Below are 22,404 nucleotides of genomic sequence, written 5' to 3'. Positions count from 1 at the left end.
TCGGGGGCGCGGGTCCGGGGCGCGGTTACTTCGTCAGCACCGACAGGTCCTGGCCCGCGGTCGGCACCAGGACCGTGCCCCGGTCGTCGGGCAGCGTCTGGACGGTGAAGGCGGGCACCCCGCCCTGGGGGCGGGCGAGCATGCGGGCCGCGTAGAAGGGGCCGCTGCCGGATGCCGGCTCCACGGTCAGCGCGTAGGTCCCCTTCAGCCCCTGCGGGACCGGCGGGGTGAGATCGCGGCTGGTGCCGCCCTTGACCGTGTACGTCTTGGTGACCGGGGTGCCGCCGCCGCTGCCGGCCGACGCGGTGACCTTCACCTCGGCGTCCTTGCCCTTCTCCGGCGCGACCAGCGAGAGGGTGCTGCCCTTGGCGCGGTTGTCGGCGGCGGTGGCACGCTGCTCGACCGGCCGGGTCGCCGGGATGAAGGCCATCTCCTGCTTGGCGCCCTTGCCGCGGGTCACCCGCAGCGCGGCCGCGACCGGGACCTTGGAGCTGCCGTCGGCGGGGGTGAGCACCAGGGAGCCGGCCTCGCCCTTGGTGAGGTCCTTGAGGTCCACCGCGGTGGTCATCCCGCTCTTGAGGTGCAGGCTCTCCAGACCGGCCGGGGTGATCAGCCCGCTGGGGGTGGCGAGCTGCACCTTGAGGTCGGCGTCGGACTCGCCGGGGGCCAGGGCGACCAGCCGGACCGAACTGGCGTCCTTCGGGATGCCGGGCAGCACCACGCTCGGCGACGGGTCGGCGGCGGCCGGCAGCCAGTCGCTGCCGAGCTTGGCGTCGGTGGCCTGGACGGCCGCGCCGATCCGGCCCTCACGGGCGACGACCTGCAAGGACGCGTTGGTGGCGGGGGTGGTGGTCAGGGTGGAGAGCAGGACGGGGACCGTGGCGTGCGGCGGGACGGTGATGTCCTCGCCCGTCGAGCCCCCCAACGACCCGTCCTTGCCGCGCAGTTGGAGGTCGACGACGGCCGGGGTCGGGTCGGGGTTGGTCAGGTGGACGTAGTCCTGGCGGTCCGCGGCGGTGCTCACCCCCGGGAACCAGAACGTGGTGTCGGGGGTGGTGCAGTTCAGCCCCATGAGGCCGCGGCCCGCGCCGGCGGCGACGGAGGTGGTCTGCTGGACGGTCCAGCCCGGGGCGAGGGTGCCGTCCGCCGCGCCGACGAGCGCCGGGGCGTCCGCGCTGTCCGTGGACGCGGTGGCGGGCGTGCCGGCCTCCTTCAGGGGGGCGACGGGCTTGGTGTCACGGGGGGCGACGAGCTGGCCGGAGGCGGAGTCCGCCCCGCCGGCCGCGTCCTTGCCGCCCTTGCCACCCTTTCCGGGCTTCTTGCCCTTGCCCTTGCCGTTGTCGCTGCCGCCGGCGTCCTTGACGGTCCCGGCGGGCACCAGCGCGGCGGTGCCCTTCGTGCCGTCCCCGCCGGCCGCCGCGCCCTTGGGGGCGAAGGCGGTGTAGTCGGTCTGTCCGACCTCGGAGGAGGTCGGGGCGGGGCAGGCCAGCGCGGAGCGCTGGACGGGCAGCCGGGCACTGCCGCGGGCCGCCTTGTGGTCGCCGCCGGCCGGGGCGTTCACGGCGGCGACGCCGGTGACGGCGCCCAGCGCGACGGCCACGCCGATCAGGGACATCATGGTGCGCTTCACTGCTGGTCGCTCCCGTCACGGCGCGGCTCGGGGTAGGAGCCGGGGTACCCGGGATACGGGGCGCCGTCGTCGTAGGGGTGCCGGTGCTGCGGGTCGCCCTCGCCGTACTGCTGCTGCGGCTGCTGCTGTCCGTACCCGTACGGGTCGTAGACGCCCGCCTGGTAGGGGTCAGCGGCGTACGGGTCGGTGGCCTGGTAGGGATCCGCCGGCGGGTAGGGCTGCTGCCCGTACTGCCCGGCCTGGTAGGGGTCGGCGGGCGGGTAGGGCTGCTGCCCGTCGGCCACCGGCTGCCCGGCGGCCGCCCACTCGTCGTACGACTGCTGCGGCGGCACCGCCCCGTAGGGGTCCCCGGCGGGGTCCGGGACGGGTACCGGCTCGGCGGCCGGGTCGAGCGGCGGCCCGTCCGGCTCCCCGGGGAGGCCGATGCCCGCCGCGTCGGGGGCGCCGGCGGCCTCGGCCTGGGCCCGCAGGCGCCGGGCCCGCCGCCCGTCGCCGGAGACCGCGGCGGCCTGCGCGGCGGCCACGTCCTCGGGCAGGTCGTCGTCGATCTCCCGGCGGCGGCCCGGCAGCGCCAGCACCACCAGGGTGACGGCGAGCAGGCCCTGCGCCCACAGCCAGAGGGTGTGGCCGAGCGGGTTCTCGTGGGTGAGGTCGAGGGTGCCGCCGCCGGCCGGGAGCGCGAAGCCCTGGGCCCAGCCGTCGACGGTCACGGGCTTGAGCGCGGTGCCATTGAGGGTGGCCTGCCAGCCCTCGTCGGCGGCGTCGGCCAGCCGCAGCACCCGGCCGTCGGCGCCGTCCGGCACCTTGGTGTGGGCCTCGACGGGGCCGGCCGGTACGGGGAGGGGCGCGGCGGCGTCGCCAGCGCTGGTGCCGTCCTTGGCCTCGCCCGCGACGATGGAGAGCCGCGAGACCCGCCGGTCGACGCGCCACAGGGCGCTGCCGTCGTCCTGGCTGAGCCGGGTCAGGCCCGGTGTCGCGTCCAGCACCCGGCCCATGTCGCGCGGGGCGCCGTCCCGGACCAGGACGTAGCGGACCGCGTAGCCGCCGAGCTGGTTGGCCTGGTCGGCGCCGGAGCCGGCCACGAGATGGGCGACGATGCCGCCCAGGCGCTTGTCCTCGCCCGCCTCGGCGGCCAGGTCGGCGTCGCCGAGCCGGGCGCCGGAGCCGCGGACCAGCGAGTAGTCGACGTGGCCCGGTGTGCCGTCGAGGACCAGGGTGCGGGCCCGGTCGGCGGTGCCGGTCTCCTCGGCGACGAACGCGGGGACCTGCTCGGGGTTGCGGCGCTCCAGCGGACCGGCCGCGCCGGTGATCATCCAGCTGACCGCGGCGTAGAGCGGGGCGAGCAGCGAGGCCAGCGCGATCAGCACGGCGACCGGCTGCTTCCAGCCGAAGCCGACGCTGGCCATCCGGGTGCGGATGCCCTCGGCGCCGATCGCCGCGGCGCACAGCAGCGCCAGCCCGTAGACGAGCATGGCGGGCCCGGTCCAGCCGGAGCCGTTGCCCAGCGCGGCGAGCAGCAGCCCGGCCAGGGCCACCGCCCAGGCGGTGCGGATCGCGAGCTGCCGCTCGTCGCGCAGGGTCGCGGCGAGCGCGGCCAGCACGATGCCGAACAGCAGCACCCCGCCGACGGCCTTGGGGCCGCCCGGGCTGAGGCCGATCAGGTCGAGCACGGAGGCGGAGCCGGCGCCGTAGCCCAGGCCGGCCTCCTGGAAGAAGCGCCCGGGGTGGGTCAGCAGCGACAGCGACCAGGGGGCGAGCACGACCATCGGCGCGAGGAGCACGGCCAGGAAGCGCAGCCCGTGGGCGAGCAGCTGCTCGCGGCTGCCCCGGACGGCGCGCAGCACCAGCAGGCCCGCCCCGAGCAGTACCGCGATCGGCCAGACGACCGGGGTGAAGGCCGTGGTGAAGGTGATCAGCAGGACATACGCCCAGGTCGCGCGCCAGCTGGGCCGGGTGCCCGGCGGCAGCCGCAGCCCGCTCGCGGCGACGCCGGCGCGGGCCATCAGCGGGAGCAGGATGGCGAGCACGGCGGTGCCCAGCCGGCCGCCGGCCAGCGCTCCGGCGGCCGCCGGCAGGAAGGCGTAGGCGATGCTCGCCCAGGCGCGCAGCAGCCGGGAGGCGACCAGCGGGCGGGAGGCGAAGTAGGCGGTGAGGCCGGCCAGCGGGACGGAGCAGACCAGCAGCAGGGTGACGGCGAAGCCGGTGGAGCCGAGGAAGATGCTCGACACCAGGGCGACGACGCCGAGGTAGGGCGGCGCGGAGCCGCCGGAGCCGACGCCGACCGCGTGCCAGCTGTCGAGATACGCCGACCACAGGTCGGACACGCCGCCGGGCGCGGGCAGCATCGCGCCGCCGGTCAGCGCGCCGGAGCCGAGCAGTCCGCGGCAGGCGACCAGCGAGACCAGCAGCAGGACGAGGAAGAGCACCGGTGCCGGCCGGCGGGCGATCCGCTTGAGCCGGGCGAACTGCTCGATCTCCAGGAAGTCGGCGTCGTCCCCGCCGGGTCCGGACTCGACGGCGCCGTGCCGGCCGGCCGAGGCCACGTCGGGGGCGGCCCGCCCGGCGAGGTTGCCGGCGACCTGTTCGGCGGTGGCGCGCACCGTCGCGCCGGGTGGCGGGAAGAGCGGCCGCAGGTCGCTCGCGTCGACCGCGGGCCGGCCTCTCTTCTTGCGTGCCGCGAGGATCTTGCCGGGCCGCAGCAGGGTGCCGAAGAGCCCGGCGAGTTCGTCGAGCGCCTGGCCGGGGACCTTGCCGACGAGGTAGGCGACGACCCGCAGGAAGGTGCCGATCAGCAGCCGCAGCAGGACGTACGGGAGGAGCCGGCCGCGGGTGTTGGTGAGCAGGGTGTAGACGGCGCCGGCCTTGTCGACGCGGTGCGGGTTGGCGACCGAGCGGCCGACGCAGTCGATGGGGCGGCGCTCGCGGGCGGCGGCCTCGGCATGGCGCAGGACCGCGTCCGGGGCGACCAGGACCTGGTGGCCGGCGGCCTGGGCGCGCCAGCACAGGTCGACGTCGTCGCGCATCAGCGGCAGCCGCCGGTCGAAGCCGCCCAACTCCTCGTAGACATCGCGGCGGATGAGCATGCCCGCGGTGGACACGGACAGCACCGGGCGTACCTGGTCGTGCTGGCCCTGGTCCTGTTCGCGGCGGTCCAGGCCGGTCCAACGGCGGCCGCTGCGGGCGATGCTGACACCGGCTTCCAGCAGCTGGCGGCGGTCGTACCAGCTGCGCAGCTTGGGTCCGACGATCACGGTGGAGGGGCTGGCGTCGGCGACCCGCAGCAGTTCGGCGAGCGCGTCCGGCGCGGGGGCGCAGTCGTCGTGCAGCAGCCACAGCCACTGGACCGGTTCGCCGTGCGGCAACTCCGGCATCTCGTACGCCTCGTCGTGCCAGGTGCGGCTGACCGGGTCCCAGCCGCTGGGCCGGCGCAGATACGGCAGCTCGTCGGGGGTGAGGACGGGGGCCGTGCGGACGGCCTCGTCGACGGCGGTGCCGAATCCGGAGCGGCGGGCGAGGTGCAGCACCCGCTGGTCCCCGATGGCCTCGGCGAGCAGCCGGGCGGAGTCGTCCGCGCTGCCGGTGTCGGCGCCGACGACGTTCTGCACGGGGCGTTCCTGGCCGAGCAGGCCGGCGAGCGCATCGGGCAGCCAGCGGGCTCCGTCATGGGAGACGATCACGGCGGTGACCACGTGCCGCGGGAACTCTGGCGGGGCGGCTGCATATGAGGCGGCCTGGGCCGCCGACTGGCTGTGCACGGACATCGAGGTACGGGCCCTCCGGACCCGGGAGTTCGGGACCCGTTGCGCAGTCGCGCTGGGCACCCGCCCCCGGAAGACACTGCGACGGACTACGAGGCGACGCGAGCGCCCGGCAGGGCGGCGGCGCATCTCGGACGGGGCCCCACACTAATGCTTCGTGCCGGTACCCCGACCGGCCCGTACAGCAGTCCGCCCCCGGCGAGAAGGTCGCTGGAGGCGGAGTGTTCGTTATAGGGGGATATGGGGAGTTGAGGCGGTACGGCGGCGTGGTCGGTGCGGCCGCGCGCCTCCGGTACGGGTGGCTGAGCGGTCATCGTCAGACGGCGGCCTTCTTGAGCCGGCGCCGTTCGCGCTCGGACAGGCCGCCCCAAATTCCGAAGCGCTCGTCATTGGCGAGCGCGTACTCCAGGCATTCGGACCGGACTTCGCAGGCGAGGCAGACCTTCTTGGCCTCGCGGGTGGAGCCACCCTTCTCCGGGAAGAAGGACTCGGGGTCGGTCTGGGCGCACAGTGCGCGCTCCTGCCAGCCGAGCTCCTCGTCCGCCTCCTCGACCAGCAATTCCTGGAACAGCTCGGTCATGTGCGCCCCTCGTCTGTCTTTACTTCCCCGTGATCAAGCCGTGATCGATTTCGGCTGAACGACACGAGTGAAATTACAAGTGTGGTGATCCGGGCCAGTCAAGCCGAGATCTGCTATTGGGCCTCTTATTCACTCGGCGGAACCAAGCGTATGCGGAAAGTGTTCAAATCAGTAAAAACCAGGACACTTCCCCGGGCGTTGCCCCCCGGCGCATCCCCTGCACTCCACGAGACGCGTTCAGGCGGCATTCGCGTTGCACCCCTGGGCGCCGAAGCGGGGGAGATCACAGACGGATCACAGGACCGCAACGGCGTTTGAAGGTGCGGTTGCCGGTCGATGTCTCCGGGTCGCGGACTACACAAACCTTTCGCCGGGCGGAGTAACCGGATGAGGTGAAAGATTTACGGCAAACCAGACGTCCGGTTGACATCGCGTCGCGAACCCGGTCTCCTTGACCGCATGCCAGCGACCGCCGCGCTCCGACTGACCCGTGCCTACGGGTCGCTCTGCGCTGCGCAGGCCCGCTGTCGCTGTTCCAGCTGTCGAAGCCACTGAGCTCCAGCTTTTTCGCTCGCACCACCCCCGCAGCGCCCCTGCTCCGCGTCGCCGTGCCGCGCCCCCACCGGGACCGCCCGCACGAGCCGCCGCCCCTCCCGCTCACGGCGGGCGATGCCCCGGCACCGCCCCCAGCACCTCCGCCGAGGAACCCCGAACCATGAACAGCGACGTCCAGATCGCCGGCGACCCGCTCGCCCTCCCCCACCTGCTGCCGCCCGTCCCCGCCCACCCGGCCACCGTCGCCGGCTTCGCGGGGCTGGCCCGCTCGATCGCCGCCGACCGCGCCGCCTGGGCACCGCTGGTCCGCTACGACACCACCAGCCGCTGGTACCACCGGCTGCGCACGGTTCCCGCGGCGCGCGGCCTCTCCCGGCCGGGGCAGGCCCCCGTGGGCTACGAGGTGTGGCTGCTGAGCTGGGTGCCGGGCCAGGGCAGCGGCCGGCACGACCACGGGCCGTCCTCCGGTGTGCTGACCGTCCTGGAGGGCGAGTTGACCGAGCACGCCGGGTCCGGGCGCCGCACGCTCGCGGCCGGCGCCCAGCGGGTGTTCGCCCCCGGCTACGTCCACGAGGTCGTCAACGACGCCCTGGCCCCGGCCGTCAGCCTGCACATCTACTTCCCCGGCCTGACCGAGATGCCGATGCACGGCGCGCCCCACTGCACCCCCGCCGCCCTGGAGAGCGCCGCGTCCTGAGCGCCCGCGCCCCGTCGCACCCTCCTGCTCCCCCGCGGACCGCGCCCCACCTCCCCGCCGGCGGCTGACACACTGTGCCCATGCGAATCGTGGTTCTGGCCGGCGGTATCGGCGGCGCCCGCTTTCTGCGGGGACTGAAGTCAGCGGCTCCGGACGCGGACATCACCGTCATCGGCAACACCGGCGACGACATCCATCTGTTCGGGCTCAAGGTCTGTCCCGACCTCGACACCGTGATGTACACCCTCGGCGGCGGCATCAACGAGGAGCAGGGCTGGGGCCGGACCGACGAAACCTTCCGGGTGAAGGAGGAGTTGGCCGCCTACGGGGTGGGGCCCGAGTGGTTCGGGCTGGGCGACCGGGACTTCGCCACCCATATCGTGCGGACCCAGATGCTGAGCGCCGGCTATCCGCTCAGCGCCGTCACCGAGGCGCTGTGCGCGCGCTGGAAGCCCGGGGTGCGGCTGCTGCCGATGTCCGACGACCGGATCGAGACCCATGTCGCCGTCACCGAACCCGGCTCCGACGGGGAGGAGGGCGAGCGCAAGGCGATCCACTTCCAGGAGTACTGGGTGCGGCTGCGCGCCTCGGTGCCCGCGCACGCGGTGGTGCCGGTCGGCGCCGACCAGGCCAAGCCCGCGCCCGGCGTCCTGGAGGCCATCGCCGCGGCGGACGTGGTGCTGTTCCCGCCGTCCAACCCGGTGGTCAGCATCGGCACGATCCTGGCGGTGCCGGGCATCCGCGAGGCCATCGCGGACGCGGGGGTGCCGGTGGTCGGCCTCTCGCCGATCGTCGGTGACGCCCCGGTGCGCGGGATGGCCGACAAGGTGCTGGCCGCGGTGGGCGTGGAGTCGACCGCGGCGGCCGTCGCCCGCCACTACGGTTCCGGGCTGCTGGACGGCTGGCTGGTCGACTCCACCGACGAGGGCGCGGTGGCCGAGGTCGAGGCGGCCGGTATCCGCTGCCGGGCCGTGCCGCTGATGATGACCGACACCGACGCCACGGCCGCGATGGTGCGCGAGGCGCTGGCGCTGGCCGAGGAGGTCCGGGCGTGAGCGAGGCCGCCGTGCCCGGCTACCGGGTGTGGGCGCTGCCGGGGATGCCCGAGGTGCGGCCCGGCGACGATCTCGTGAAGCTGATCGCCGCGGCGGCGACGGCCGACGGCATGCCGCAACTCGCCGACGGCGACGTGCTGTTGGTGACCTCGAAGATCGTCAGCAAGGCCGAGGGCCGGGTGGTCGAGGCCGACGACCGCGAGGCGGCGATCGACGCCGAGACGGTGCGGGTGGTGGCGCGCCGCGGCACCCTGCGGATCGTGCAGAACCGGCAGGGCCTGGTGATGGCCGCGGCCGGGGTGGACGCCTCCAACACCCCCTCCGGCACGGTGCTGTTGCTGCCCGAGGACCCGGACGCCTCGGCGCGCGCGCTGCGGGCGGGGCTGCGCACCACGCTCGGCGTCGACGTCGGGGTGGTCGTCAGCGACACCTTCGGGCGGCCCTGGCGCAGCGGGCTCACCGATGTCGCCATCGGTGCCGCCGGCGTGCGGGTGCTGGACGATCTGCGCGGCGGCACGGACGCGCACGGCAATCCGCTCAGCGCGACGGTGGTGGCCACCGCCGACGAACTGGCCGCCGCGGGTGACCTGGTGAAGGGCAAGGCCGCCGGGCTGCCGGTGGCGGTGGTGCGCGGACTGGGCCACCTCGCCGGGGAGCCGGGCGACGGCCCCGGGGCGCGCGCCATGGTGCGGTCCGCCGAGGACGACATGTTCCGGCTGGGCACCTCGGAGGCCGTACGGGAAGCGGTGACCGGGCGGCGCACGGTCCGCTCCTTCACCGGCGAGCCGGTCGACCCGGGGGCGGTGCGGCGCGCGGTGGCCGCGGCCCTCACGGCTCCGGCGCCGCACCACACCACGCCGTGGCGGTTCGTCCTCCTGGAGTCGCCGGGCGCGCGTGAGCGGCTGCTGGACGCGATGCGGGACGCCTGGACCGCGGATCTGCGCGCGGACGGGAAATCGGCGGAGTCCATCGCCAAGCGCGTGCGGCGCGGTGACGTGCTGCGGGCCGCGCCGTATCTGGCGGTGCCGTGCCTGGTCACGGACGGCGCGCACCCCTACCCCGACGCCCGGCGCGCCGCCGCCGAACGTGAGATGTTCCTGGTCGCGCACGGCGCGGGCATCCAGAACTTCCTGGTCGCGCTGGCCGGTGAACGGCTCGGCTCGGCCTGGGTGTCGTCGACGATGTTCTGCAAGGACGTGGTCCGCGAGGTGCTGGGGCTTCCCGCGCAGTGGGAGCCGATGGGGGCGGTGGCCGTCGGGCATCCGGCGCAGGCGCCCGGGCCGCGGCCGCCGCGCGCCGCCGAGGGCTTCCTCGTCGTGCGCTGACGGCGCCGCGCGCTCAGAGCCGGGCGATGTCCCCGACCGGGAAGCGCGGGGCGCGGCGCGGCGGGACGCGGCCGGACAGCAGGATCAGCCGGGCCGCGCGGTGCCGCTGGCCCTCGTAGGGGGCGAGGAGGTCGAGCATCTCCTCGTCGGTGGTGCCGCGGCGGCCGGTGAGGGCATAGCCGATGATCTTCGGCAGATGGAGATCGCCGACGGTGATCGCGTCCGGGGCGCCGAGGGCGCGCTGGAGGGTCTCCGCGGCGGTCCATGCGCCGATGCCCGGTATCGCCGTGAGCCGGCGGGTGGCATCGGCCAGATCCATCCGCGCGGCCTCCTCCATCCGGCGGGCGGCCCGCACCGCGCGCAGGATCGCGCCGGAGCGCTTGGCGTCGACGCCCGCGCGGTGCCACTCCCAGGAGGGGATCAGCGCCCAGCCGCGCGGGTCGGGCATCACCCGCATCCGCTCCCAGGGGCCGGGGGCCGGCTCGCCGTGCCGCTGCAGGAGCAGCCGCCAGGCGCGGTAGGCCTCGTCGCTGGTGACCTTCTGCTCCAGGACCGTGGGGATCAGCGATTCCAGGACCAGGCCGGTGCGCGCGAGCCGGACTCCGGGGTGGCGGCGACGCGCCTCGTGGACGATGCGGTGCCGGGCGGTCAGCGCCTCGGGGTCGTCGCCCTCCCCCAGCAGCTCGGGCAGCCGCTCCAGCAGCCACTCGGCGCCCGGGCCCCAGGCCTCGGCGTCCACCCGGCCGTCGGCGGCGGCCGCCACCCGCAGGGTGCCGGGTCCCTGTGGCGTACGGGAGGCGCGCCACAGCTCGCCGCCGCGCACCGCGAACGCGGGGTCGCCCGGGCCGCGCTGCAGCACACCGAGCGTGCGGTGCAGGTCGAGCGGGCCGGGCGGGACCCAGGTGCGGGCGGGCATGCGGCCAGGTTAGGCGATGGCCGCGGCCCGGCGCCGGGGCCTGTGGACAACCTGCCCCGGGCCCGGCGGGCGGCCTACTGGTCGGAGGAGAAGCGCACCGAGGCGGCCGGGATCTCGGCGTCGCACCAGATGCGGATGCCGTCGCGCAGCTCGTTGTCGGCACCGATGCGCGCGCCGTCGCCGATGACCGCGCCGTCGAGGACCGTACGGGCCCCGATGTGCGCCCCGGCGCCGATCAGCGAGTCCCGGATCCGGGCGCCCTCCTCGATGACGGCGCCCTCCAGGACCGCGCTGCCGTCGATGCGGGCGCCGGGGCCGATGACGGTGCGCGGGCCGGCGACCGTGCCGCCGGTGAGCTTGGCGTCGGCGGCGACCTCGGCTGTCTCCATGACCAGGCGGTCACCGCGCCGGCCGGGGACCGCCGGGGACGGGGCGCGGCCCAGGACCAGGTCGGCGGAGCCGCGGACGAAGGCCTGCGGGGTGCCGAGGTCGAGCCAGTAGGTGGAGTCGACCATGCCCTGGAGGTGGGCGCCGGCGGCGAGCAGCCCGGGGAAGGTCTCGCGCTCGACGGAGACCGGCCGGCCGGCCGGGATGGTGTCGATGACCGACCGGTTGAAGACGTAGGCGCCGGCGTTGACCTGGTCGGTGACGATCTCCTCGGGGGTCTGCGGCTTCTCCAGGAAGGCGGTGACCCGGCCGGTGCCGTCGGTGGGGACCAGTCCGAAGGCGCGCGGGTCCTCGACCCGGGTGAGGTGCAGCGAGACCTCGGCGCCGGAGCCGCGGTGGGTGTCGACGAGGGCCGGGATGTCCAGCCCGGTGAGGATGTCGCCGTTGAAGATGAGCACCGGGTCGTCAGGGCCGGAGTGCAGCCGCGAGGCGACGTTGCGGATGGCGCCGCCGGTGCCCAGCGGCTCCTGCTCGGTGACGTACTCCAGATGCAGGCCGAGGGCCGATCCGTCGCCGAAGTAGGGCTCGAAGACCTCGGCGAGGTAGGAGGTGGCGAGGACGATGTGCTCGACGCCGGCGGCCCGGGCGCGGGCCAGCTGATGGGTCAGGAACGGCACTCCGGCCGCCGGAACCATGGGCTTGGGCGTGCGCGCCGTCAGCGGGCGCAGCCGCGTGCCCTTGCCGCCGACCAGGAGGATCGCTTCAGTCACTGTGTCCTCTGTTCTTCTCCGCCCGCCGGGCCGCTCCTGCCCGATGGCGGGCACGGAGGGAGTGGCGGTGCGGCTCTCGTCGTCGACCACAGCCCGGCGGCTGCGCGTACGACGCTCACGTGTGTTTCTCTGCTTCCTGCTGGGGTCGGCCGATCGGCCGACCAGTGTAGGCAGACGGGCACGCGGAAGGCCTCCGCGGTGGGGCTCCCCGTGGTCGTGCGGGTGGCGGGGAGCGCGGGGCCGGCGGTGCGGACGTCGTGGCCGCTAAGACGTGTCGGGGACGGGAACGGTTGACCGGTCCCTGCAACATGCGCCACGGGGAACGCCCGCAAACCCGCGCCGCCCCCGGTCCGTCCCGGAGGCGGGCGGTCAGCGGCCCTGCAGGGTGGCCGCGGCGCGGCGGGTGGCGGGGAGCTTGGCGTAGAGGTGGGCGCCGGGGCAGTCGGTGGTGAAGCCGTCCCGGTGGCCGGAGATGACGTGCAGGGAGACCTTCTTGCCCTTGGCGAAGCGGTTCCCGCCGGCGGACGTCAGCTTCACCATGGCCCGCGGGTCGACGTGGTAGAGGCCGAGCTTCCAGGCCGTCAGACGGGCGACCGCGTCGACGGCCGCCTTGGCCGGCTCGGTGCCGGTGAAGGTGCCGAGGACGGCGATCCCGGTGCTGCCGGAGTTGAAGCCGAGGGTGTGGGCGCCCATGACGGGCTTGGCGACGCCGCCGGCGCGGCCCTCGTAGACCGTTCCGCACTTGTCGACCAGGAAGTTGTAGCCGATGTCGCGCCAGTGGTTGCTCTTGACGTGGAAGCGGTACATGGCGCGGATCAGTGAAGGGGCCTCCGCGCAGCTGTAGTTGTTGCCCGAGCCGCTGTGGTGGATGAAGGCGGCGCGCACGGTGGTGGTGTAGGTGAAGGCCTTCTCGCGCAGCTTCTCGTCGGCGCCCCAGCCGGCCCGGGTGATGATCTTGGGGCGCGGTCCGACGTAGGTCTGCTCCGGGCGCATGCCGTCCACCGCGGCGATGTCGCCCTGGGACGCGGCCCGGTCGAGGGCGGGGATCTCCGTGGCGCCCAGCGGCGCGAACCCGGCGTTGGCGGCCGAGGCCGCGGCGGCCTCCGCGGACAGCGGGGCCGGCGGGTCGAGGCGGGCGCCGCGCAGGCCCCGCGGCGGCGCGCCGGGGTCGACGAGTTCCAGCCGCAGCCCGCCGGGCAGCGCGGCCGCCGCACGGTCGCTGCGCTCGGGGGTGATGCGCAGCTGGACGGCGTCGGAGTCACCGACCCACAGCGGCGCGGTGCTGCCCCGTACGGCGCTGTCGTGGCGCTCCGCGGAGCCGAGGTCGGGGGCGTCGTCGTTGTGGACCTGGACGTCCTGCCAGCCGGACCACTCGCCGCTGCCGCTCGCACGGGTGCGGACCTGCGCCCTGCCGTGCAGCTCGGCCGCGGCGTCGTCCCAGACGATCCCCAGCAGCGAGAACGGCCGCACCGTGCGGGCCGGCAGCCCCAGCTCCCGGGGCGCGGGCTCCGCGGTGGTCTCCCGGTCGGGCGTGTGCGGGGCGGCGTCGCCGAGCGCGCCGACCGGCAGGGACTGGGTGCTGCCCGGCAGGCCGTCGGTGCGCGCCGGGCGCGGGGCGGCGGGGGTGGTGGCGCCCGCACCGCCCGCCGCGGCGAGGGGCAGAGCGAGGGCCGCGGTGCACACGGCGCCGAGACAGGTCGCGAGGAAGGGGCGCATGGACACGATCCTGGACCCGGCCGGACCGAACGCGCCATCGGTGATCTGACGGGTCATCGGCCGATCCGGTGGCCGGGACCCGCTGCGCCCGGCCCGCCGCCGCCCGCCGCCGCGCGTACCCTGGCCGCGATGAACGCCACCGATCGCACCCCCGCCGACCTGCTGAGTTCCGCGCTCGCCGCGGACCCGGCCCGCCCGCTGGTGACCTTCTACGACGACGCCACCGGCGAACGCGTGGAACTGTCCGTCGCGACCTTCGCCAATTGGGTGGCCAAGACCGCCAACTACCTCCAGGGCGATCTGGCCGCCGCTCCGGGCGACCGGCTCGCGCTGCTGCTGCCCGCCCACTGGCAGACCGCCGTCTGGCTGCTGGCCTGCTCGTCGGTGGGTGTGGTCGCGGAGGTGGACGGCGATCCGGCCGCCGCCGACCTCGTGGTCGCCGGGCCGGACCGGCTCGACGCGGCCCGCGCCTGCTCCGGGGAGCGGGTGGCGCTGGCGCTGCGGCCGCTGGGCGGACGCTTCCCGCAGCCGCCTCCGGGGTTCGCGGACTACGCCGTCGAGGTCCCGGGCCAGGGCGACCGGTTCGCGCCGTTCGCCCCGGTGGACGCGGCGGAGCCGGCGCTGGTCGTCGGCGGGCAGGAGCTGACCGGCGCCGCCATCGGGGCGCGCGCCCTGGCCGATGCGGAGGCGGCCCAGATGCCCGGGGCGCCGCGGGTGCTGTCGGGGCTGCCGTACGACACCTGGCAGGGCCTGTCGTACGGGCTGTACGCCCCGCTGGCCACCGGCGGCTCCGTGGTGCTGTGCCGCCACCTGGACCGGCTCGGCGCACCGGCCGCGGCCACCCGCGAGACCAGCGAGAAGATCACCTTCACGGCACCGCTGCCGGGCTAGCGCCGTCCGCCCAGGTGTGCACTCCCCCGTCCGGCGGACCGGAGGCGCCCGCGGCAGGCCGGTACGTCCGTTTCGGTCCAGGATTTTGAGTACGTACAACCCTGCGCGGGTTGTGTCCGTCTCCGTTCCGTCCGGGCTCCCCGCGTGCGGGCGCGACGCCGACTCCGTGAGGGATGGACGCACACGTGACCGATACCCCCGAGCCTCCCAGGTTCGCCGGCTGGGCCGAGCGCCCGACCGGGGAGCCGGGGCCGGACCGGCCGGGGCCGCCACGCGTCCCGCCGCGCCGCCGGCACCGGTGGCGCTGGGCCGCGCTCGGGACCGCCGGCGTCCTCCTGGCCGGGGCCGCGGCCGGCTGGGCGGTGTACACCAAGCTCAACGGCAACATCCGCACCGACAGCGCCACCGAGCGCGAACTGCGCAAGTGGGAGTCCGAGCGGCCCCCCGCGGGCCCGCCGAACGCCGAGAACGTGCTGCTGATCGGCTCCGACAGCCGCACCGGCGACAACGGCAGATACGGCCGCGCCGGCGGCCAGCGCTCGGACACCACGATGCTGCTGCACCTCGCGGCGGACCGGAAGAGCGCCACCGCGGTGAGCATCCCGCGCGATCTGATGGTGGAGGTGCCGCACTGCAAGCGCACCGACGGCACCGAGACCGGCCCGCGGACCGCCCAGTTCAACTCGGCGTTCGCCCTCGGCGGGGCGGCCTGCACGATCCGGACCGTCGAGAAGCTCACCCGCATCCGCATCGCCCACTACATGATCCTCGACTTCGTGGGCTTCACGAGGATGGTGGACGCGGTGGGCGGTGTGGAGGTCTGCCCGGACCGGCCGATTCAGGACACCGAGGCGCACCTCTCGCTGCCCGCGGGCCGGCAGACGCTGCACGGGGAGGCCGCCCTCGGATACGTGCGGGCGCGCAAGAGCCTGGGCAACGGCAGCGACACCCAGCGCATGCAGCGCCAACAGCAGTTTCTGGGGGCTCTGGTGAAGAAAGTGCAGAGTAATGGTGTCCTGCTCAATCCGACCCGGCTGTATCCGGTGCTCGATGCCGCGACGAGTTCCCTGACCACCGACGCCGCGCTGGCTTCCCTGAAGGGGCTGTACGAATTGGTCCGCAGCACCCGCGGCATTCCCACCGACCGTGTCCAGTTCCTGACCGTGCCGCGCCGCGAGTACCGCTTCGACCGCAACCGCGACGAGCTGGTGCAACCGGACGCCGAGCGGCTCTTCGGGCAGCTGCGCAGGGATCTGCGGGTGACGGTGGCGCCCGCGCCGGGCACCGCGCGGGGGCCGGTGCGCGGCGGCGGTGGCGCACCGTCCGTCCGGCCGCAGGGATCACCGTCGCGGGCGCCCGGTCCGGGCCCGGTCTTTCCCGGAACGACCGCGGAACGCGGGAGCTGCGAATAAAGATGCCGCAAAGTACACCGGGCGACGCGAATGTATTGGGCGGAATGCCCAGTTGTAGGTAAGTGGAATTTGTCACGGGCGTCGCGGGGCGCTGAACTGGGCGGATAGTGTGAGCGATCCGGTCGGGCCACCACCCGTCCGATGACCATGCAATGCACGATCGACCGACCGAGCGCCTTGAGGGGATGGCGCCGCGTGGCACCGACGGAGGACTCAAGGCACCGTGGACGCGCAAGGCCGTGGGCGGGCGGGCGACAGCAACGTCGATCCCGCCGATCAGTGGGTGTTCGATCCGAACACCGGCAATTACGAGCTGCGGCTTGACCATGCCGGTCAGGCCCCCGCTCAGCCCTCCGACCGCAAGGCTCCCGGCACCAGACGCGCCGCGCGCAGGCCCGGCGGCGAGGGCGGGGACACCGACACCCGTCCGCTGCCGACCCAGCGCGGCCGGCGGGACGAGGACGCGGCGGAGGACGACGAGCGCCCGGCCGGCGGCCGGGCGGCACGCCGCGCCGGCAACCGGACGGCGGCAGCGGCAGCGGCCGCGGGTCAGGTCGGCCGCCGCAAGCGCAAGCCGAAGGCGTCCGGGAAGAAGAAGGCGCTGTACTGGACGGCCGGTGTGCTGAGCTTCGTGCTCGTCGCCGGCTGCGGTGCCGCGTACTTCGTCTACCAGCAGCTGGACGGCAACATCTCCAAGGTCGACGTCGGCGTGGAGAACGACGCGGTCTCCAACGGGCCGGTCAACGTCCTCATCATCGGGACGGACGCCCGCTCCGGTAAGGGCAACGCCGGCTACGGCGACGCCGGCAGCGTCGGGCACGCGGACACCACGATCCTGATGCACATCTCCAAGGACCGGACGAACGCCACCGCGCTGAGCATCCCGCGCGACATGATCACCAACATCCCGAACTGCCCGACGAAGCAGAAGGACGGCTCCCGCAAGATCATCCGCGGGGAGAACCAGGTGCGCTTCAACACCAGCCTGGGCCAGGAGGGCCGGGACCCCGGCTGCACCTGGCGCACCGTCGAGCAGATGACCGGGCTGAAGATCGACCACTTCATGATGGCCGACTTCAACGCCGTCAAGGAGCTGTCCACCGCGGTGGACGGCGTCGAGGTCTGCGCGGGCAAGGACCTCAACGACCCCAAGTCGCACCTGAAGTTGAAGGCCGGCCGGCACATCGTCAAGGGCGAGCAGGCGCTGGCGTTCGTCCGTACCCGCCACGCCATCGGATTCGGCAGCGACCTGGACCGGATCAAGATGCAGCAGCAGTTCCTCAGCTCGCTGATCCGCAAGCTGAAGTCCAGCGCGTTCAGCAGCCCGGGCAAGCTCTACGACGTCAGCCAGGCCGCGACCAAGGCGCTCACCGTCGACACCGGTATCGGCACGGCGGGCAAGCTGCTCGACTTCGGCAACGACCTGAAGAAGGTCGACATCGACAAGATCACCTTCGCCACGGTGCCGGTGCTGGACAACCCCAAGGACCCGGCCACCGTCATCCTCAACAAGACGGCGGCGGACCCGCTGTTCGCGATGGTGCGGGCGGACCACGCCCTGGCCAAGGGCAAGAAGGGCAAGGGCAAGAAGTCCGCGCCGGTGAAGAAGGCCCCGCCCGAGCAGGTGCGGGTCGATGTCACCAACGGCGGCGGGCCGATCGGCTCGGCGCAGGAGACCGTGGACTGGCTGCAGAACTCCAAGGCCGCCAAGCTCTCCACCAACGCCGGCAACGCGCCCACGAAGCTGGCCGCCACGCGTCTGGAGTACGCGCCCAACCAGGCCGACCAGGCCGCCACCCTGGCCGACTGGATGGGCCTGCCCAAGAGCGCGCTGAAGAAGTCGTCGCAGAACGCCGGTGCCCGCCAGCCGATGAAGCTCGTCCTCGGCAAGGACTTCAAGGCACCGGGCTCACCGATCGAGGCGCCGACCGAAACCCCGGCAGGGGTGCAGAACGTCAATGCAGATGACAAGAACGTCTGCGCGAAGTGATCTGAGCTGGATACGGCCGCCCCGCCGAGGCGCCGCGCGCACCATCGGACGGACAACGGGGAGAGGGCCAGATGCGGCAGAGCAGTGTGCGTGGTGACCGATCACGCCGGCGACAGGAGCCGGACGCACAGGAGTTGGGCTGGGACGACGGTCTCTACGCGAACGGCGGGCCGTCGGCCGGCGCCCCCGATGCCGACGGCGGCACGCCCCCCGGCGACGGGGACGCGTCCGCCGACGGCCACCGCACAGGGGGGCGGCCGCGCCGGAGCAGGGGCCGCAAGGTGCTGCGCTGGACCGCGCTGTCCCTCGCCGTCCTGATAGTGGGCGGCGCGGGCGCCGGCTACTGGTACTACGAGCACCTCAACGCCAACCTCCGCAAGGCCCCGCGGTCGCTGAGCGGGGACGGGCTGAAGAAGCCCGACCCCAACGCCTTCGGGCAGAGCCCGCTGAACATCCTGCTGCTGGGCTCCGACGGCCGCAACAGCGCGGAGAACATCAAGCTCGGCGGCGCCCGGCAGGACGCGGACCGCAAGCCGCTGGCGGACGTGCAGATGCTGCTGCACGTCTCCGCGGACCGCAGCAGCATGTCGGTGCTCTCCATCCCGCGCGACACCCGGGTGACCATCCCGCGGTGCACCGACCCCAAGACGCACCAGGTCTATCCGCAGACCTCCGCGGCCATCAACCAGTCGCTCCAGCACGGCGGTCCGGGGTGCACGCTGGCCACCTGGCAGGAGCTGACCGGCGTCTACATCGACCACTTCATGATGGTCGACTTCTCCGGTGTGGTCTCCATGGCGGACGCCATCGGCGGGGTCCCGGTCTGCGTCGACCGCAATGTCTACTCGCACGACAGCAAGGGCCACGGCAGCGGGCTGAGGCTCACCAAGGGCACCCACTCCGTCAAGGGCGTCCAGGCCCTGCAGTGGCTGCGCACCCGCTACGGCTTCGAGGACAACACCGACATCGGCCGGGCCAAGGCCCAGCACATGTACATGAACTCGATGGTCCGCCAGCTCAAGAAGGGCACCAAGCTCACCGACCCGGGGCAGCTGCGCGACCTGGCGGAGGCGGCCACCAAGTCGCTGACCGTCGACGACGGCCTGGACACCGTCAAGAAGCTCTACGACCTGGGCGGCGACCTCAACCGGGTGCCGACCAAGCGCCTCACGATGGTCACCATGCCCTGGCAGTACAGCTCCGACGAGTCGTACGTCGTGCCCAAGCCCGGTGACGCGGAGGCCACCTTCGCGCTGCTGCGCAACGACACCGCGCTGGACGGCAAGGACCGGAAGAAGAAGGCGGCGCCCGCGCCCAAGGCCTCGATGCCCAAGGGCGCGCTGAAGGTCGTGGTGCAGAACGGCACCAACAGCACCGTCAACGGCCCGGTCTCCGGCCGCGCGGGCGTCATCCAGCAGCGGCTGGCCGGCCTCGGCTACGGCGCGGCCGCCACCGACACGGCGCTCACCACCCAGGCCGACACCACCATCACCTACGGGGACAAGGCGCTGCGGGGCGACGCCCTGGCGCTGGCGAAGTCGCTCGGCCTGCCCAAGGACGCGGTACGGGAGTCCAGTTCGGCCACCGGGATGCGCCTGGTGATCGGCAACGACTGGCGCAGCGGGACGGCGTACCCGAAGGCGTCGGGCGAGGAGAAGGACGCGGACAAGGCGCCGGACAGCGCCGACGCGCTCAACGGCGAGGATTCCAAGGCCTGCATGAAGGTGAACCCGCAGTACAGCTTCTGAGCGCCGCGCCCGCGCTCCGTTCCCCGCCGCCCGCCCCGCCGTCCGCGCGGGGTGGGCGGGGCGCGCCGCGGGGAGGTTCCGCGGCGCGGGCGGCCGCTACTGCCCGGCCCCGGCCGTCGCGGTCGTCACGGCCGGGCGGCGGCTGGCGATGACCTTCCGGGCCAGCGAGCGGGGGCTGGTGAGGAAGCCCACGCCCCAGGCCATGTGCATGGTGGCCAGGGCCAGCGGGATCTGGACCCGGGCCTTCGGCGAGAGGCCCTTGCCGGCGGGCAGCGAGCCCGCGACGATCGCGGCGAGGTAGCCGCCGGGGACGATCAGCGCCCAGGGCGTGAGCGCCGCGCCGGCCACCAGGCCCGCGGCGATGGCGCACACCGCGGCCGGCGGCGCGAGGTAGCGCAGATTGATCGATCCGGCGTGGTAGCGGGCCACGACATGGCGCCACTTGCCGTAGTCCTTGTACTGCTTGGCCAGCGCCTTCACGCTCGGCCGCGGGCGGTACTGCACCTTCAGCTCGGGCGAGAACCAGATCGCGCCGCCGGCCTCGCGGATGCGGAAGTTCAGCTCCCAGTCCTGGGCCCGGATGAACTCCTCGTTGTAGCCGCCCTGCTGCTCCAGCGCCTCGCGCCGGAAGACGCCGAGGTAGACGGTCTCGGCGGGGCCCGCCTGGCCGCCGGTGTGGAAGGCGGCGTTGCCCACGCCGATCCTGGAGGTCATCGCGGCGGCGACCGCGTCCTCCCAGGGGTTCTCCCCCTCGGCGTGCATGATGCCGCCGACGTTGGCCGCGCCGGTCTCCTCCAGGAGGCGCACGGCGGTGGCGATGTAGTTCGGCGAGAGCATGCCGTGGCCGTCGACGCGCACCACGATGGGGTGCCGGGACGCCTTGATCGCGGCGTTCAGCGCGGCGGGGGTGCGGCCGGTGGGGTTCGCCACCGTGTGCACCCGGGGGTCCTCGGCGACGAGCTCGGCGGCGATCTCGTCCGTGCGGTCCGCGGACGGGCCGAGGGCGATCACCACCTCCATCTCGCCGGCGTACTCCTGCTCCAGGATGTGCCGGACCGAGTTGCGCAGGTGACGTTCCTCATTGAGCACCGGCATGATCACGGAGACGGCCGGGGGCTGCTGCTGCGGCATGGTTCCTCTGGGGGTACGGCCCGCGGCGGCCGCCAGCGACGGCAGCGCCCGCCGGGAGACTGCAGTATCGCGCCTCACGTTACCGCGAATGGGGGACGGCCTCGGGCGCAGCCGGGTGGCCGGGCGCCGGATGCCCGGCGTGTGGCGCTTTGCAGCCGATCGTATGGGCCTACGGTGTCCCCGCCGGTTCGTTCCGGCCCGCCTCCTTCCCCGACCTGCCCCGCTCCCCCGCCGGGCACCGCTCACGCCGTCCAGCCGCGGAGGTGTCCTTGTGACCGCGCCGTTCCGCCCGCCCCGTCCGGCCAGGCGCCGGGCCGCCCGGCCCGTGCCGCGCCGGCGCCCCCCGGGGAAGCGCTGGGGGCTGCGGATCGGCGCCGCCGTGTCCGTCCTGGTGCTGGCCGCGAGCGGGATCGGGCACGCCATGGTCACGGGCGTGGAGAGCGGCATCGGCCGGGTGGACGCCTTCAAGGGCATGAGCAACCGCCCCGGCGGCGGTGACGGCCTGAACTTCCTGGTCGTCGGCACGGACGGGCGGGACAAGCTCACCGCCGCCGAGAAGCAGCGCTACCACCTGGGCGGCGTGCCCTGCCACTGCACCGACACGCTCATGCTGGTGCACCTCTCCGCCGACCGGGACCGCGCCAGCGTGGTGAGCCTGCCCCGCGACTCCTATGCCGAGGTCCCGGTCCATACGGACGCCGTCACCGGCGCGCAGCGCCCGGTCCACGCCATCAAGCTGAACGCGGCCTACGCGGAGGGCGGCCCCAACCTCACCGTGCGGACCGTCGAGCACATGACGGGGGTGCACATCGACCACTACCTGGAGGTCGACTTCACCAGCTTCATGCGCAGCGTGGACGCGGTCGGCGGGGTGGAGATCTGCACGGTGCGGCCGCTGCGGGACAGCTACACGGGCCTGGCGCTGCCGGTCGGCAAGTCGCAGCTCAACGGGGGGCAGGCGCTGCAGTACGTGCGCTCGCGGCACATCGACGGCTCCGCCGACCTCGGCCGGATGCAGCGCCAGCAGCGCTTCCTGGCCGCCCTCATCCACAGGATCACCTCCTCCGGAGTGCTGATGAACCCCATCCGCTTCAGGGACGTCGCCGACACGATGCTGCAATCCGTACGGGCCGACTCGGGCTTCGGGGCAGGCGACCTGGTCGACCTCGGGCAGGCGATGCGCGGCTTCACCCCGTCGTCCTCGGAGTTCACCTCGGTGCCGCTGACCGGCACGGCCCGGACGGTGCCGGGCGTCGGCTCGACCGTGCAGTGGGATCCGGTGCGGGCGCCGAAGCTCTTCCAGGCGATCCGCGAGGACAAGCCGCTCGCCGCGCACCGGGGCGGGACGGCGCCGCACGGCCGGGTGGTGGACGTCCCGCCGGCCCAGGTCCAGGTGCGGGTCGACAACGGCAGCGGCCGGGGCGGGGCCGGCACCTCGGTGGCCGGGGAGCTGCGGGCCACCGGCTTCGCCACCGCCGGCGCCCCCGGCACCTCGCCCCTGGGCACGGTGCCCCGCACCGTCATCGCCTACGACCCGCGCTGGGACCGCTCGGCCCGCTCGCTGGCCGCCGCGCTGCCGGGCGCCGAGCTGCACCCGGCGAACGGGCAGGGGCCGGTGATGCGGGTGACGGTCGGCCGCGACCACCGGTCCGTGCGGCGGGTACGGGCCGAGGAGCCGCCGCAGCGGCCCGGCGGGATCGCCACGATCACCGGCGACCAGGCGGTGTGCCCGTGAGCGGGCGCGGCGGGTCTTCCGGCGGACGCCGCGCGCCGCGCCGGGGCGGGGCGGCATGAGCGTCCCCGCGCCCCGCCGGACCGTGCCGGGGCCGCCGGCCCGCCGGCC

Annotated in this window: 15 protein-coding genes; 8 read left to right on the top strand and 7 right to left on the bottom strand. The window is 74.3% G+C overall.

Annotated features, from left to right (window positions below; translation table 11 throughout):
- Nucleotides 1-25 precede the first annotated feature (25 nt).
- The 3 genes from IEY78_RS31005 to IEY78_RS30995 all read right to left on the bottom strand — a co-directional run bounded on the left by IEY78_RS31005 (nt 26) and on the right by IEY78_RS30995 (nt 5,968).
- Nucleotides 26-1,630 (bottom strand): DUF5719 family protein, encoded by a 1,605-nt coding sequence (locus IEY78_RS31005; RefSeq protein ID WP_189103991.1) that lies wholly within the window; start codon nt 1,628-1,630, stop codon nt 26-28.
- Nucleotides 1,627-5,391: a glycosyltransferase family 2 protein gene (locus IEY78_RS31000; protein ID WP_189103989.1), complete on the bottom strand. Its 3,765-nt coding sequence runs from the start codon at nt 5,389-5,391 to the stop codon at nt 1,627-1,629. Before IEY78_RS31000 ends, IEY78_RS31005 begins: the two co-directional genes overlap by 4 nt.
- Nucleotides 5,392-5,704: 313 nt before the next feature.
- Entirely contained in the window at nt 5,705-5,968 is a 264-nt protein-coding gene (locus IEY78_RS30995; protein ID WP_003983763.1) for a WhiB family transcriptional regulator, read from the bottom strand.
- A gap of 715 nt (nt 5,969-6,683) precedes the next feature.
- Here IEY78_RS30995 and IEY78_RS30990 point away from each other — a divergent pair.
- The 3 genes from IEY78_RS30990 to IEY78_RS30980 all read left to right on the top strand — a co-directional run bounded on the left by IEY78_RS30990 (nt 6,684) and on the right by IEY78_RS30980 (nt 9,600).
- Complete coding sequence (locus IEY78_RS30990) at nt 6,684-7,220, top strand: cysteine dioxygenase (RefSeq protein ID WP_189103987.1); 537 nt, start codon at nt 6,684-6,686, stop codon at nt 7,218-7,220.
- A gap of 80 nt (nt 7,221-7,300) precedes the next feature.
- Nucleotides 7,301-8,275: a 2-phospho-L-lactate transferase gene (gene cofD, locus IEY78_RS30985; protein ID WP_189103985.1), complete on the top strand. Its 975-nt coding sequence runs from the start codon at nt 7,301-7,303 to the stop codon at nt 8,273-8,275.
- Between the two features lie 44 nt (nt 8,276-8,319).
- The gene (locus tag IEY78_RS30980; protein ID WP_229700281.1) at nt 8,320-9,600 is read left to right on the top strand and encodes a coenzyme F420-0:L-glutamate ligase; all 1,281 of its coding nucleotides are present in this window, start codon (nt 8,320-8,322) and stop codon (nt 9,598-9,600) included.
- A gap of 13 nt (nt 9,601-9,613) precedes the next feature.
- On the opposite strand, the gene IEY78_RS30975 is transcribed toward IEY78_RS30980, so the two are convergent.
- The 3 genes from IEY78_RS30975 to IEY78_RS30965 all read right to left on the bottom strand — a co-directional run bounded on the left by IEY78_RS30975 (nt 9,614) and on the right by IEY78_RS30965 (nt 13,389).
- Nucleotides 9,614-10,516 carry a DNA-3-methyladenine glycosylase family protein gene (locus IEY78_RS30975; protein WP_189103981.1) on the bottom strand — a complete coding sequence of 301 codons (903 nt, stop codon included), beginning with the start codon at nt 10,514-10,516 and terminating at the stop codon, nt 9,614-9,616.
- A gap of 74 nt (nt 10,517-10,590) precedes the next feature.
- Nucleotides 10,591-11,673, bottom strand: coding sequence for a mannose-1-phosphate guanylyltransferase (gene manB, locus IEY78_RS30970; protein ID WP_189103979.1), 1,083 nt, complete (start codon nt 11,671-11,673; stop codon nt 10,591-10,593).
- Between the two features lie 369 nt (nt 11,674-12,042).
- Complete coding sequence (locus IEY78_RS30965; protein WP_189104022.1) at nt 12,043-13,389, bottom strand: peptidoglycan recognition protein family protein; 1,347 nt, start codon at nt 13,387-13,389, stop codon at nt 12,043-12,045.
- A gap of 129 nt (nt 13,390-13,518) precedes the next feature.
- Between IEY78_RS30965 and IEY78_RS30960 the strand changes: the two genes are divergently transcribed.
- From IEY78_RS30960 to IEY78_RS30945, 4 genes are all read left to right on the top strand, one after another.
- On the top strand, nt 13,519-14,280 hold the full coding sequence (locus IEY78_RS30960; protein ID WP_189103977.1) for a TIGR03089 family protein: 762 nt from the start codon (nt 13,519-13,521) through the stop codon (nt 14,278-14,280).
- Between the two features lie 185 nt (nt 14,281-14,465).
- Nucleotides 14,466-15,692: an LCP family protein gene (locus tag IEY78_RS30955; protein ID WP_373294277.1), complete on the top strand. Its 1,227-nt coding sequence runs from the start codon at nt 14,466-14,468 to the stop codon at nt 15,690-15,692.
- Between the two features lie 223 nt (nt 15,693-15,915).
- Entirely contained in the window at nt 15,916-17,682 is a 1,767-nt protein-coding gene (locus tag IEY78_RS30950) for an LCP family protein (protein ID WP_189103973.1), read from the top strand.
- A 71-nt stretch (nt 17,683-17,753) separates the two neighbouring features.
- Nucleotides 17,754-19,430 carry an LCP family protein gene (locus tag IEY78_RS30945; RefSeq protein ID WP_189103971.1) on the top strand — a complete coding sequence of 559 codons (1,677 nt, stop codon included), beginning with the start codon at nt 17,754-17,756 and terminating at the stop codon, nt 19,428-19,430.
- A 96-nt stretch (nt 19,431-19,526) separates the two neighbouring features.
- On the opposite strand, the gene IEY78_RS30940 is transcribed toward IEY78_RS30945, so the two are convergent.
- Nucleotides 19,527-20,561 (bottom strand): glycosyltransferase family 2 protein, encoded by a 1,035-nt coding sequence (locus tag IEY78_RS30940; RefSeq protein WP_189103969.1) that lies wholly within the window; start codon nt 20,559-20,561, stop codon nt 19,527-19,529.
- Nucleotides 20,562-20,832: 271 nt separating this feature from the next.
- Here IEY78_RS30940 and IEY78_RS30935 point away from each other — a divergent pair, with 271 nt between their 5' ends.
- Nucleotides 20,833-22,296 carry an LCP family protein gene (locus IEY78_RS30935; protein ID WP_189103967.1) on the top strand — a complete coding sequence of 488 codons (1,464 nt, stop codon included), beginning with the start codon at nt 20,833-20,835 and terminating at the stop codon, nt 22,294-22,296.
- Nucleotides 22,297-22,404 lie beyond the last annotated feature (108 nt).

Origin of the sequence: Streptomyces kronopolitis (assembly GCF_014646275.1) — a bacterium.
In the GTDB taxonomy this organism is placed as follows: Bacteria; Actinomycetota; Actinomycetes; order Streptomycetales; family Streptomycetaceae; genus Streptomyces; species Streptomyces kronopolitis.
Note: the sequence above shows the minus strand (reverse complement) of the source record. Positions and strands in the feature narration are given on the sequence as shown.